The sequence below is a fragment of the Streptomyces sp. CB00455 genome, assembly GCF_001905445.1.
GTDB lineage: Bacteria > Actinomycetota > Actinomycetes > Streptomycetales > Streptomycetaceae > Streptomyces.
In genome coordinates, this window is the sequence record NZ_LIVQ01000009.1 from 12,986 (window position 1) to 25,845 (window position 12,860).

At 75.3% G+C, this 12,860-nt stretch carries 8 protein-coding genes; 1 reads left to right on the forward strand and 7 read right to left on the reverse strand.

Features of this window, described 5'->3' with window-relative positions; genetic code table 11:
• Window positions 1-107: 107 nt before the first annotated feature.
• Genes AMK16_RS28510 through AMK16_RS28525 form a run of 4 tightly spaced genes read right to left on the reverse strand, consistent with a single transcriptional unit; the run spans window position 108 to window position 4,491 of the window.
• Window positions 108-734 (reverse strand): GTP-binding protein, encoded by a 627-nt coding sequence (locus AMK16_RS28510; protein ID WP_073920205.1) that lies wholly within the window; start codon window positions 732-734, stop codon window positions 108-110.
• The gene (locus AMK16_RS28515; protein WP_073920206.1) at window positions 715-1,155 is read right to left on the reverse strand and encodes a DUF742 domain-containing protein; all 441 of its coding nucleotides are present in this window, start codon (window positions 1,153-1,155) and stop codon (window positions 715-717) included. The genes AMK16_RS28510 and AMK16_RS28515 overlap by 20 nt, the downstream gene beginning before the upstream one ends.
• A 10-nt stretch (window positions 1,156-1,165) precedes the next feature.
• The gene (locus tag AMK16_RS28520) at window positions 1,166-1,603 is read right to left on the reverse strand and encodes a roadblock/LC7 domain-containing protein (protein ID WP_073920207.1); all 438 of its coding nucleotides are present in this window, start codon (window positions 1,601-1,603) and stop codon (window positions 1,166-1,168) included.
• Window positions 1,600-4,491 (reverse strand): sensor histidine kinase, encoded by a 2,892-nt coding sequence (locus tag AMK16_RS28525; protein ID WP_073920208.1) that lies wholly within the window; start codon window positions 4,489-4,491, stop codon window positions 1,600-1,602. Before AMK16_RS28525 ends, AMK16_RS28520 begins: the two co-directional genes overlap by 4 nt.
• Window positions 4,492-4,876: 385 nt before the next feature.
• Here AMK16_RS28525 and AMK16_RS28530 point away from each other — a divergent pair, with 385 nt between their 5' ends.
• Window positions 4,877-5,308, forward strand: coding sequence for a hypothetical protein (locus AMK16_RS28530; RefSeq protein WP_073920209.1), 432 nt, complete (start codon window positions 4,877-4,879; stop codon window positions 5,306-5,308).
• A 32-nt stretch (window positions 5,309-5,340) separates the two neighbouring features.
• On the opposite strand, the gene AMK16_RS28535 is transcribed toward AMK16_RS28530, so the two are convergent.
• From AMK16_RS28535 to AMK16_RS28550, 3 genes are all read right to left on the reverse strand, one after another.
• The gene (locus tag AMK16_RS28535) at window positions 5,341-10,074 is read right to left on the reverse strand and encodes a hypothetical protein (protein ID WP_073920210.1); all 4,734 of its coding nucleotides are present in this window, start codon (window positions 10,072-10,074) and stop codon (window positions 5,341-5,343) included.
• Window positions 10,075-10,175: 101 nt separating this feature from the next.
• Complete coding sequence (locus AMK16_RS28540; RefSeq protein ID WP_073920211.1) at window positions 10,176-11,078, reverse strand: hypothetical protein; 903 nt, start codon at window positions 11,076-11,078, stop codon at window positions 10,176-10,178.
• 235 nt (window positions 11,079-11,313) lie between these two features.
• Window positions 11,314-12,819: a hypothetical protein gene (locus AMK16_RS28550; RefSeq protein WP_242438978.1), complete on the reverse strand. Its 1,506-nt coding sequence runs from the start codon at window positions 12,817-12,819 to the stop codon at window positions 11,314-11,316.
• Between the last annotated feature and the right edge of the window lie 41 nt (window positions 12,820-12,860).

Here is a 12,860-nt window from a genome sequence, read left to right on the forward strand (position 1 = left end):
CCCCCCACGAGAGCTGCGGTCCGTACCCCAGTCGGCGGGGGTACGGGCCGCCTCCGTGTCCGCCCCGCCGGCGGGTGGGACGGGCCCGCGACCGCGAAGGGACCGGTTCAGGCGTCCGCCGTCAGGCTCCGGCGCCGCGCCCGTGCCAGCGACATCGCGTGCTCCACGACGCCGACGAGCACGTCCTTCACGGATTCCCGGTCCCGGGCGTCGCACAGCAGCACGGGCACCCCGGGATCGAGGTCGAGTGCCTCCCGTACGGTCACCACGGGGTGCCGGTCCGCCCCGTCGAAGCAGTTGACCGCGACGACGAAGGGGATCCCGCGCCGTTCGAAGTAGTCGACGGCGGCGAAGCAGTCGGCGAGGCGGCGGGTGTCCGCAAGGACCACGGCGCCGAGCGAGCCCTGGGCCAGCTCGTCCCACAGGAACCAGAAACGGTCCTGGCCGGGCGTGCCGAAGAGGTACAGGACCAGGTCCTCGCGCAGTGTGATGCGCCCGAAGTCCATGGCCACGGTCGTGGTGTTCTTGCCCTCCACCCCTTCTGTGTCGTCGATGCCGATGCCCGGCTCCGAGAGCCGTTCCTCGGTCCGCAGCGGTCTGATCTCGCTGACCGCACTGACCAGGGTGGTCTTGCCCACCCCGAAGCCGCCCGCGACCAGGATCTTCAGGGTCAGCGGCTCGACCGGCGACACGGCGTGCATGGCACCGGTGCGACTAGAGCGCCCGAAGGCCATCGATCACCTCACGCAGAATGGATTCATCGGGCAGTTCGGCCGGGGGTACCGGCCGGGTCACGCGGACCAGTTCGTCGTCGACCAGATCCCCTATCAGGACACGGACGACACCGACCGCGAGGTCGAGCTCCGCCGCCAGTTCGGCGACCGACTGGGGCTTGTCGCGGCACATCCCCAGGATGTGGGCGTGCTCCGGGGACAGGGTCATGTCCCAGACCGGGTCCTCGGCCGCCGTCTCGGCGACGACCAGGGCGATCAGGTCGAGCCGGTGCTGCCCCGCGTGGCTGGTCCGGCCGCGGGTCATCGCGTACGGGCGGACGACGGGACCCGCTTCGTCGTCGAACCAGTGCCCCGGGTCGGGGGCGGGGGCTCGGTCCCCGGCCGCGGTGGGGGCGTGGTGGTCCTGGCCTGGATCGCTCATGCCGTCCGTCTCACCCTCCGGCTGGCAGCCCGGTGCGCGGGGCGATGGCCAGGTGGTCGCCCACTCGCTTGACCATGAGGGTCATCTCGTACGCGACCTGGCCGACGTCGGACTCGGCGTCGGCCAGGACGGCCAGGCAGCTGCCGTCGCCGGCGGCCATGACGAAGAGGAACGCCTCGTCGAGTTCGACCACGGTCTGGCGGACCGTGCCCGCTTCGAAGTGCCGGCCGACGCCCTTGGCCAGGCTGTGGAAGCCGGAGGCGACCGCCGCCAGGTGCTCGCTGTCCTCGCGGGTGAGGTCCTTGGAGCTGCCGGTGGGCAGGCCGTCACCGGAGAGGACCACCGCCTTGCGGATGGAGCCGACCTTGTCGACGAGTTCGTCGAGGAGCCAGTTGAGCGGGCCGGAGCCGCGGCTCCTGGTGTCGTTCCCGGTCTGCGGTGCGGTCATCGACCGTCCCCTTCGTTCTTGTTCGCCAGGCCGCCGGCGGCGGGGGTGCCTGCCTCGGTCTCGGACTGCTGCTGTGCGTGCTGGTTGCGGCCGGCCGTCCAGCCGCGCTGGAGTGCGGACATGCGCGTGCGTACGTCGTCCGCGTCCCGGTCGGCCACCGGGTCGGTGGCCGGGGCGTCGGGTGCGGGCGCCGCGACGTTCTTGAGCTGGGGGGCCAGGCTGGCCTGGCGGACCCGGCGGGGCAGCGCGCCGCTGCCCGGGGCGGGCGCGGCAGGGGCGGCGGGCGCCGCGGCCCTGACCGCGGGCCGGGCGCCGGACGCCGTCGCGGAGGCGGGCGCGGAGGCGGGCCGGGGGGCCTCGGGGGCCGGGCGCGGCTCCACCCGGCGGCCGTGTTCGGCGACCAGGGTCGGGGTGGGGCGGCGGCGAGGCAGGGGGATGGCGCCCGGGGAGCGCACGCCGTCGGGGCGGGGCGCCTCGGGGGCCGGGCGCTGGGTGTCGAGGCGGACCGGGCCGGTGGGGGCGAGCGGCTCGCGTTCGCCGCCGCGCGGGCCGCCCCGCTCCGTGTGCCGGTCGGCGCGGCGATCCCGGTCGCGGTCCCGTTCGCGGTGGCGGTCGTTGTGCGGCATCCGGTCGGCGGGGCGCAGGCCGAGCAGGGCGCTGCGCGGGGTGCCGCTCGGCGGGGTCTCGTCGTCGAGCGTGGCCATGGCCGGGCGGGCGCCGGTCCCGGTGATGCCGGGGCTGCCGGCGGCGGGCCCGGCCGGGGTGGCGGGGCCGGCCTCCAGGGGGTCGGCCGGGTCCAGGCCGAGGACGTCGACCGGGGCTTCGAGCTCGACGGGACCGCGCAGTTCGGCCGGACCGCGCAGTTCGGCAGCAGGCAGCGGGCGGGCAGAGGGGGGCCGCCCGACGGCGGCGGGCGCGGGCCGCGCCGAGGTGGTCCGGCCGGGCCGCCCCGCCTGGGGGCCGTCCAGGCGCAGGCCCGTGCCGTTGGTCTCGGGAGCGTCCGTCAGCAGGGCCACCGGGAGGAAGACCACCGCGGTGGTGCCGCCGTACGGGCTGGGCTGGAGGACGACCTTGACGTGGTGGCGCTGGGCGAGGCGGCTGACGACGAACAGGCCGAGGCGGTCGGTGTCGGAGAGTTCGAACTCGGGGGTTTCGGCGAGCCGGAGGTTGGCGTCGAGCAGCGCCTCCGGGTTCATGCCGAGGCCGCGGTCGTGGATCTCCAGGGTGAAGCCGTTGGCGACGCGTTCGCCGTGCACCTGGACGGCGGTGTGCGGCGGGGAGAACACGGTGGCGTTCTCCAGGAGTTCGGCTATGAGGTGGGTGACGTCGGCGACGGCGGGGCCCGCTATGCCGATGCGGGGCAGCCGGCGCACCTCGATGCGCTCGTAGTCCTCGACCTCGGCGACAGCGGCCCGTACGACGTCCATCAGCTGGACGGGTTTGCGCCACTGGCGGGAGGGGGCGGCTCCGGAGAGGATCACCAGGCCCTCGGCGTGGCGGCGCATGCGGGTGGTCATGTGGTCGAGGCGGAAGAGGTCGGCGAGCTCCTCGGTGTCCTCCGTGCGGCGTTCCATGGTGTCGAGGAGCGTCAGCTGGCGGTGCAGGAGCACCTGGTTGCGGCGGGCCAGGTTGACGAACACCTCGGCGACGCCGCGGCGCAGCTCGGCCTGTTTGACGGCGGCCTCGACGGCGGCGCGCTGGAGGGTGTTGAGGGCCTGGCCGACCTGGCCGACCTCGTCCTTCTCGTATTCCAGGCGCGGGGCCTCGGTCTCCACGTCGATGTGCTCGCCGGCGGCGAGCCGGCGCATCACGCCCGGCAGCCGGACGCCGGAGGCCTCGTGGGCCTCCTTGCGGAGGCGGGAGAGGTCGCGGATCAGGTCGCGGCCGATGCGCACGGAGAGGATCAGGGAGACGATCAGGGCGATGAAGCCGAGGATCCCGGCGACGGCGGCCTGGAGCAGGACGCCCATGGCGACGGGCTCGACGCGTTTTTGGTAGCGGTCACCGGCGTCGGTGCCCATGGCGGCGAGGTCGTCGAGGACCTTGGTGGCGGCCTCGTCCCACTGGGCGGCGGTGACGCCGCGCGGGTTCTTGCCCGCGCCGCCGGCGAGGAAGCGCTCCTCCGCGTCGCGCAGTGGCTTGGTGTCGGCGCCCGCCCAGTACTGCTGGAAGCGTTCGCGTTCGGCGGGCGGGAGGACCGCGAGGTTCAGCTCGTAGAGCAGGGTGCGGTTCGCAGCGAAGTCGGACACGTGGCGGACGTCGGCGGGGCTGACGTTGCGGGCGGCGAGCGCGGAGGCGACGACGGCGTCCTCGCGGGAGAGGACCTCGCGGGCACGGGTGATGCCGACGAGGGCGCGGCCCTGTTTGTCCATCTCGACGTTCTCCAGCGCGTGGAGGTTGGCGAGGAACTCGTAGCAGGGGTCGACGAGGCGGCCGTAGAGGTCCAGTGCCTGGCCGGGGTCGAGGGCGTTCTGGTCGACGGAGCGGCGCAGGGCTCCGATGCCGTGGAAGGCGGCGAGGATGGAGCGCAGGCGACGGGCGTTCTGGGGGCTCAGCTCGTCGGCGACCTCGGGGTCGCGGGCGCTCGCGGTGATCTGTCCGACGGCTTCGTCGGTGGCGGCGCGGCGTTTGGCGAGCTCGGTGGTGGCGGTGGAGGCGCGGGGGTCGCCGAGGACGACGAGGGTCTGGCGGCGCTCCTTCTGGATGACGCGGACGACGTCCTCGATGGGGTAGCCGACCTTGTCGATGACATAGGCGACGTCGAGGAGTTGGACGGCCTGGCGGCCGGTGATGACCGTCGCGAAGGCCCAGAGGCCGGTCAGGGAGATGAGCGGCACAAGGAGCAACGCCACGATCTTCCGGCGGATCGACTTCCCGCGAAAGCGCATGGCCTCCCCAGCCTCCCCCAGCTCAACCCCGTTGCCGGGAATGGGTGTTCTGTCATTTCAAACGGCGTGAGCCTACTACTGACGGGGAGCGCCTTCGAAGGCATGTCCGGGCATTTTCGGCCGGGCCTCAGGGTGAAGATCACGAGTTGTCCGGTACTTCCGGTCACGTCCGGCCCGATATGCGGCAGATGACACCTGGTGGGGTGTCGATTACCGCAACAGGATGGATGGCTGGAATTGTTCGTTCCGCGATCATCGGGGTGTGGTGAAGTCGGTGATGCGGGAATCTCCCGGCGCCGCCGGACGTCTTTCTGTTCAGGGGAGCGCGTTGGGGTAGACGTCGTGGAGTAGGCACGGCGAACCGCGCGGCGGGGAGTGAGCGGACATGAGCGGATACGAGGACGACGAGGCGGCCGCCGGCGGCGCCGGGCGGCGCGGCCTGTGGATCGAGGAGCCGGCCCTCCGGCGCCGGATGCCGGATCCGGTGCGGGAGTCCGCGGTGCGGTCGGTGCTGATCGTGTCCCTGACCCTCATACAGGCGACGATCGCCTTCTACCTGACGCTGGCCGCCTCCTGGCTGGCCCTGCCGATGGCGCTGGGCGCGATAGCGGCGACCGTCGCGGCCACCTGGGGTGTCCTGGACGTGTGGATCACCCGGCAGGCCTGGAACCAGCGCCACGGCGTCGTCTCGGCGCCGAGCAGCACGGCGCACAGCCACCGCCGGGAGGCCCGCCGGGCCTCCCGCACCGCGCGCGCTTCGGCCCCGGCCCGGATCCGCCGCGACGACGGGCCGCTGACGGCCTTCGGCCGGCGGTAGCCCGCGCCCGGCGGGGCGGGCCACCGCCCGGGTCAGGCGGGGGTGGTGTTGCGGCGGTACATGCGGGTCGCCGTGATCTCGCCGTGGATGGTCTCCTCCTCCGGGGACTGCTGCGGCAGCCCGGGGCGCAGGTGCTCCTCCACGCTGATGTACTTCAGGCCCGCCCGCAGGTCCGCGTCGTTGCGCAGGCGGATGACCAGCGGGAACTCGGCGAGGGCCGTGGTGTCGAAGAGGCCCGTCGTGTACAGCAGCTGGACACCCAGCGCGTCGGAGACGGCCCGCTGGAGCTCCAGCAGGTAGGTGGCGTTCGCGCGGCCGATCGGATTGTCGAGGAACAGCGTCCCGGCGTGGCGGTGCCTGTCGCGGCCACGGTCGTTGCTGCGCAGCGCCGCCATCGTGCAGTACAGCGCGATCGCGGCGGTGAGCAGCTGCCCGCCGGAGAAGACGTCGCCCATCTGGCCCACGGGCACGCGTTCGGCGCGCAGCACCGCGTCCGGCTTGAGGATCTCCACGGAGATGCCCTTGGGTTCCAGTGCCGCCTGTACGCCCCGCAGCAGCAGGGACATGCCGTCGCGGCGCCCCTCGCCGAAGGTGGCGGCGCTGTTCTTCTTCAGGGCGGCGCGGGTGGCCTCGTCGATGACCTCGCCGAGACGCCCGGTGAGCGTGGCCTGGTCCGGTTCCTCGAAGCGGATCCGCAGGAACTCCTGGCCCGACCACTCCCCCAGGCCCTCCGGCAGCTGGGACAGGCGCTGCGCCGAGCGGAGCGTGGCCAGGGCGGACTCCACCAGCCCGCGCAGCCGGTCGACGATGCTGTCGCGGTTGCGTTCCAGCTGCGCCAGTTCGTCGGTGAGGACGCGCAGGCGCGGCGCGAAGGCGGCGGCCCAGGCCGCCGCGTGCTCGGGCAGGGCGGAGGCGGGCAGTTCGCGGATCTGCTGGCGCGCGGGGGTGCGCACCTGTTCGTAGCGGGTGGCGTTGGCGTGCCGGACCAGGATGTCGCTGGCCTCGCGCACGGCGGACTCGGCGGCGGAGAGGTCGGCCGCGCAGGAGCGCAGGGAGCGGCGGGCCTCGGTGGCCGACCGGCGGGCCTCGTCGAGGGTGCCCGGGTGGGGATCCGGCTCCTGCTCGTCCTCCGCGTGGGCGTGGTCGCGCAGGAGGTCGCGCAGCAGGGCGGCGGTCTCCTCGAAGCCGCCGGCGCCGTCCTCGGCGGTGCGGTGGGCCCGCAGCAGGTCCGCGTGGGCGGCGCGGGCGCTCTCCACGGCCGCGGTGTGGGCGGCGAGCTGGGCGGTGGCCGTGCGCAGGAGGGCCTGCGCGTGCTCGACGTGCTCGGGGATCAGCTCCTCGGGCAGTTCGGTGTGCGCCGCGCCCTCGGCGGGGGCGTGGCGTTCGGCCTCGCCGCGCAGCCGGCCGAGCTGCTCGCTGGCGGTGGACGCCCGGGTCTCCAGCATCTGTACGAGGGACTCGGCGCGGGCGGCCGCGGCCTGCCGGGAGGGGCCGTCGGCTCCGTCGGTGCCTTCGAGGAGCTGGGCGGCGCGGGTGCGGACCTTGTTGCTGAGGCGGTCGAGTTCGGCGAGGGCGGCGCTCTCCTCGCTCTCGGCGCGGGCCTGTTCGGCGCGCAGGTCGGCGCCGACCCCGACCTTCTCGTAGAGCCGGGAGGCCGCACGGTAGGCCTCGCGCAGGTCGGGGAGGGGGGCCTTGGGGGCGCCGTCGGCCTCGGGGAGCGGCTCGGGGGCTCCCGCGATCTCGGCGCGTTCGGCGCGCAGGGCGCGGGCGGTGCGGCGGGCGTCGTCGGCGGCCCGTTGGGCGGCACGCCGGTCCTCGTCGGCGGCGCGGGCCCGGTCCAGGCAGACCTCGGCGCGGGCCTCGGACTCGGCGGCCTCGTCGGCCAGTTCGCGCAGGCGGGCCTGCCAGCCGGAGCGTTCGCGCAGACGGAAGGCGAGGCCGGCGAGGGCGTCGGCGGTGCGGCGGGCCCGCTGGGCGGTGTCCTGCCGCTCGTCGCGCACGCGGGCGGCGTCGGCGGCGGCCTCGTCGGCCTCGGCGCGTACGGTACGGGCCTCCGCGAGCTCGGCGTCGGCCTCCTCGGCGAACGCACGGGCGGCCGCGGCCTGCTGCGCCAGCTCGGCCAGACGGCCGGGCGGGCAGCCGGTGCGCCAGGAGGCGAGGCGGGCGGCCAGTTCGCGGTCCCCGGCGAGGCGGGCGGCCAGGTCGCGGATCTCGGTGTCGCGGGCGGTGGCGCGGGTGCGCAGCGCCCGGCGCTCCTCGTCGGCGGCGTGCTCGTCGTGCATGGCCGGGTTCGGCGAGACGATGAAAATGCTGGAGAGGGCGGAATCGGCGTCGGCGGCCGGGGGGAGGGGGGCCAGCAGGGCGGCGGCCGTGCCGACGGCGACGGTGGAGCGGGGCAGCAGCGCGGCGCCGGAGAGGACCTCGCGGGCGCGGCTGTGGGTGTCGGGGTCGGTGATGACGACGCCGTCGACGAGTTCGGGGCGGGCGGCCAGGACGGCCGCGTGGTCGGCGGGGTCCACGGACTGGGCGAGGTAGCGCCAGCCGGGGAGGGCGGGGATGCCGTGCTCGCCGAGGTACTCGACGGTGGCCAGGACGTCGGGGCCGGGCGGGAGCAGTCCGCCGTCGCCGAGGGCGCCGAGGATGCGGGCGTCTTCGGCGGCGGCGGTGCGCAGCTCGAACAGCTGCCGTTCCGCGGAGGCGACCCCGTCGCTCAGCAGGGCGCGCAGGTCGTCGGCGTTGCGGTCGAGGTCCTCGGCGCTCAGCCCGCCGGTGGTGGCGTCGTCCCCGGCTCCGGCAGTGCCCGTCCGGGCCTCGCCCTGTGCGGCCAAGGTCCGGGCGGCGTGTCCGTCCCGGTCACCGGCTACGGCGGGAACCTGGCCGCGGGGCCCGGGAATGCCCGGGGTGCGGGCGGGTCCGGCGGCGCCCGGCAGGCCCAGCAGCGCGGCCAGACGCGGCGCTTCGGCGAGCGAGGCGGCGGTGCGGCGCTCGGCGTCGTAGGCCGATCCGGCGGCGTCGGCGGCGTCCGCGGCGCGGGCGGCGTGCAGCTCGGCGCGGGATTCGGCGGCAGCGGCCTCACGGGCGGCTTCGGCCGTGGCGCGGGCGGTCTCGCGGGCTTCGTCCCAGGCGGCGACGGCGGTCTTCTCCGCGTCGGCGGCGGCCAGGGCGGCGCGGGCGGGGTCGGCGTCGGGCGCCGAGTCGTCGAGCCAGCCGGCGCGGACGGCTTCGGCGGTCTCCTGCTGGACTTCGCCGAGCCGCGAGCGCAGGTGCTCGGCCTCGCTGCGGGCGCGCTGGGCCGCGGTGGCGGCGGCGGTGGCGTCGCGGTGCGCGGCCTCGCCGGTGGCCTGGAGCTCGGCGGAGCGCTCCTCCTCCTCGTTGGCCAGCCGCTCGCCGTGCTCGGCGGCGGTGTGCAGGGCCCGTACGAGGTCGGCGGCGGCCGTGGCGCGGGCGGCCAGCGCCGGGGCGGCATCCCGCTCGGCCTCGCGGATGGCGGCGGCGACCCGGGCGGAGCGGTCGGCGGCGGCCCGGTGGCGCAGGACGGTCTCGGCGGCCTGCCAGGCGGAGTGCAGCGTGCGCGCTTCGAGGAGTTCGCGGCGCTGGGCGGCGGCGGCCTTGTCGGCGACGGCCAGGGCCAGCGAGGCGTGCCGGTAGGCGAGTTCGGCGGAGACGGCGGCGCTGCGGGCCCGTGCGGACTCGGCGGCGGTGACCTCGTGGGCGGCGCCGGTGACGCGCTGGGCGAGGTCGGCGGCCCGCCCGCGCTCGTCGGTGGCGCGGGCGGACAGCCGCCGGGCGAGGGTGCGGGTGCGGCGCTCGGCGCCCGCGTGGACGTCGCGCAGCCGGGTGCGGGTCTCGGCGGCCTCCACGATCCGGGTGAGCAGGTCCACCGATCCGGCGGTGAAGTCCCGCTCGGCCATCAGCTCGGCGCGCCGGCCGAGCTTGTTGCCGAAGCCGTGGACGAGGTCGGCGAGGCCGTCCGTGTCACGGGTGTCGGTGACGGCCCGCAGCAGCAGGTCGGTGAAGTCGGAGTCCTTCTTGACGGCGAAGAGGCCGGCGGCCTCGCCCTCGTCGGCGTTCATCTCGCGCTGGTAGCGGAAGAGTTCGGGGTCGAGGCCGAGTTCGGTGAGGTGTTCGTTCCAGCGGTCGTGGATCTCCTCGAAGTACACCTCCAGGTGCGGGTAGGCCTTGCCGGCCTCGGTGAGGGCGTCGCGGAAGCCCTTCATGGTGCGGCGGCGGCCGCGGGCGCCGGAGACGCCTTCGCCGGGCGGCCGTACGGAAGTGGCCTCGGCGACCGGCAGGTTGTCCAGGCTCAGTCCGGGCCCGGGGCGGAAGGAGTACCAGGCCTCGGCGAACTTGCGCGGGTCGCTGGAGACCTGGCGGCCGCGCCACTCGCTGACCTTGCCGACGACCACGCACTCGCCGGTCCGGGTGTGCTGCCACTCCAGGGCGACGTGGCCGCAGTCGTCTGCGAGCAGGAACTTGCGCAGGACGCCGGAGCTGGCGCCGCCGAGGGTGTTGCGGTGGCCGGGGAGCATCACCGAGAAGATCAGCTTGAGCAGGACGGACTTGCCGCCGCCGTTCTCCAGGAAGAGCACGCCGGCGGGCGCGGGGCGGCGCGGCGGCCCGGTGGGCTCGTCCTCGAAGAACTCCGCCTGGGCCGGCGCCGGATGGGGCACCGGTTCCCCGACTCCGCGCAGGTCGAGCACGGTGTCGGCGTAGCGCGCGCCGGCGGGCCCGATGGAGTAGAGGCGGATCCGGGACAGCTCGTACATGGCGGCGGACTCTCGTGGTCTCTCGTAGGTCTGCGGGGTGCGGGGCGGGCGGTGGTGCGGGGTCGGGGGCCGGGGCGCAGGCGTGGAAGGGCAGGCCGGGCTCAGGCGTGGAAGGGCAGGCCGGCGTCGGCGGCGAGTTCGAGGTCGTCGCCCTCGGGCGGCGGCAGCAGGGTGGCGGAGCCGTCGCTGACGGGGACCACACCCAGTTCCAGGAGCTCGGCCATGGCCGCGCCGGCCGCCATGTCGCGGACCTGGAGCTGGTAGCGGGGGGTGGTGCGGTAGGTGCCGCCCGACTCGTCCCCGGTCCGCTGGAGGAAGCCGGATTCGGTGAGGAAGGCGGCGGCCTTGCCGACGATGCCGGTGGTGGAGCCGGCCAGACGGCGGGCGTCCTTGGTGGCGCCGGTCGCGCTGCGGCGGGCGTAGACGCGCCAGGCGGCCTCCAGGCCGGGCGCGTCGGAGGCGGGGTCGGTGTTCTCGCCGGTCTGCTCGGCGCGCTCCTCCAGGCGGCGGCAGGTCTGCCGGACGAAGGCGTCGACGCCGTTGACGGTGATGCGGCCGATGTAGCCGTCGTCGGCGAGGTCCTCCGGGCGGGGGAAGGCAAGGGCGGCGACGGCGAGGTGGGCGAGGCCGTGCAGGAAGCGGTCGGCGGATTCGGCGGCGGTACGGCGGGCGTAGTCGCCCATGCGGACGGCGAAGACGGAGTCCTCCCCGGCGGCCACGGCCATGCCGGCGCGCGGGGACACCTCCAGGACGACGAGGCCGAGGCCGGTGGCGACGGCGTCGGCGAGGCGGCCGAAGGCGGGGTCCTCGCGGTAGCGGCGCAGCAGTTCGGCGTACTCGGCGTCGCGGGCGGGCAGCAGCTTGGGCTGCAGCCCGAGCGCGACGAGCCGGGCCGCGTCCGCGGCGTCGGCGGGGGTGAGGGCGCCGCCGGAGGCGGGCGCGACGGGAGCCGGCGCCGCGTCGGGCTCGCTCCACGCGGGGTGCTCGGCGTGGTGGTCGCTCACGGGCGGATCTCCTCGACGGTGGTGTGGTCACGGGTGGTGTGGTCACGGTGTGCGGTGCTCACGCGGCGGTCCCTGCACGGCCCGTCCGCGGGTGCGGATCCCGTGCCGGCACCGCGAAGCGGGCGGCGGCGGGAAGCGGGAGCCGGGGCCGGGCGGCGGGAAGCCGGAGCCGGGGCCGGGTGGCACCCGGAAGCCGGGGCCGGGGCCCCGCCGGCGGTGTCGTGCCGGGTGCGGCTCATGCCGCCTCCGCGCGGGCTGCGGCCATGCCGGCCGCGTCGAGGAGGGCGGTGCCGACGATCAGGTCCGCGCCGCCGAACTCGGGGTCGTCGAGCTGCGTGCCGTCGTCCACCGCGAACAGCAGCCGCTCCTCACCCTGGCGGTAGGCCGTCCCGACGGCCGGGCTCGCCGCGTGGACGGCCAGCAGGGCCACCAGGTACGGCAGTTCGGGGTCACTGCGGCGGGCCTCGGCCAGCAGGCCGGACAGCCGGCGCGGGGCGTCGTGCGGAAGATCGAGGAGCCGCATCGCGGCGGCGAGCTGCTCCTCGCTGAAGCGGCTGTCGTCCGGGGTGGCGATGAGGTCCGGTTCCGGCATCTGCGCCCCGAGGTGCTCCCGCTCCACGGGCGGGGTGAGCAGGATGTCGACCAGGTCGCCCACCCGTACCGACACCGGCGTGCGCAGTCCCGCCCCGGAGGCGAAGAACGCGTCCGTGACCCGGATCGCCCCTTCGAGCGGCAGCGGCAGCAGCGGGGCCACCAGCTGGCCGTACAGGTCGATGCCAGTGCGCGTCGCGGGGGCGGCGAAGGCCTGGCGGTCCTGCTCGGCGCGGAAGAGCGGTCCGGCGTCCAGGAGCCTGGACTGGAGCTGGGTGTGGCGCCGGATGCAGTCCTTGACGATGTCCACCAGCTCGGCGGCGCGCCGCTTGTTCTCCGGCTCCTCCGCCTCGTCCCGTGCCTTGCGGATGTTGGTGAGGATCGCGTTCTCGTGGCGGTAGCGGTCGGCGACGTGGTCGAGCGCTTCGGCGATCATGTCCGGGACGGCGACCAGCCAGTCCACGGCGCGTACGTTGCGCCGGGTGGCGTCCAGCGTGCGGCGCAGCGTCTCGGCGTACTGCACGGTGCGGTAGCGGGCCTGTTCGGCGGCGAGCTGGGCGTCGGCGAGACGGCCTCGGCTGATGAGGACCTCCAGCTTCACCTCGGCGGCGATCTGGGCGCTGGTGACGTCCGTGTCGAGGGCGCCGACCAGCACGTTCACCGCTTCGTCGGTGGTGCGCAGGTAGACCGCGCCGCCGTAGCCCGGCACCTCTTCGATCAGCTTGAAGTCGTAGTCGCGGCGGATGTAGACGCCGTCCGGCCCGAAGGTGCCGTACCGCGCGCGGAAGCCGCGGTCCACGCTGCCGACGTTGATCAGGTTCTCCAGCACCCAGCGGGCCACCCGCTCGTGCTCGGCCGCCGGCCGGCCCGGGGCCTGGGCGGCGACACGGGGCAGCAGCCTGGCCACTATCTGCTCGTGGTCGGCGCCGGTGTCGAAGTCCATGTTCAGCGTGACCAGGTCGATCGCGGCCAGCGCTACCTCCGCCATCGCGTAGACCCCGTACTCGCCGGCCAGATTGGCCTTGCGCACGTCGAGGTCGTGGAGCGGGGCGGTGCAGGCGAGGGCGCGCAGCCGCCGGGCCAGGCCCTCGTCGGCGGCCGGGCCCGGCGCCGGGGACGGAAGGGTCTTCGCCGGGGCGGGGAGAGTCACGGGCAAAGACTAGGCGCTGACCCCGACAACATCCCAAACGG

Coding starts and splice junctions, on each gene's coding strand:
- AMK16_RS28510 (WP_073920205.1), bottom strand. CDS start 734: ATGGCCTTCGGGCGCTCTAGTCGCACCGGTGCCATGCACGCCGTGTCG.
- AMK16_RS28515 (WP_073920206.1), bottom strand. CDS start 1,155: ATGAGCGATCCAGGCCAGGACCACCACGCCCCCACCGCGGCCGGGGAC.
- AMK16_RS28520 (WP_073920207.1), bottom strand. CDS start 1,603: ATGACCGCACCGCAGACCGGGAACGACACCAGGAGCCGCGGCTCCGGC.
- AMK16_RS28525 (WP_073920208.1), bottom strand. CDS start 4,491: ATGCGCTTTCGCGGGAAGTCGATCCGCCGGAAGATCGTGGCGTTGCTC.
- AMK16_RS28530 (WP_073920209.1), top strand. CDS start 4,877: ATGAGCGGATACGAGGACGACGAGGCGGCCGCCGGCGGCGCCGGGCGG.
- AMK16_RS28535 (WP_073920210.1), bottom strand. CDS start 10,074: ATGTACGAGCTGTCCCGGATCCGCCTCTACTCCATCGGGCCCGCCGGC.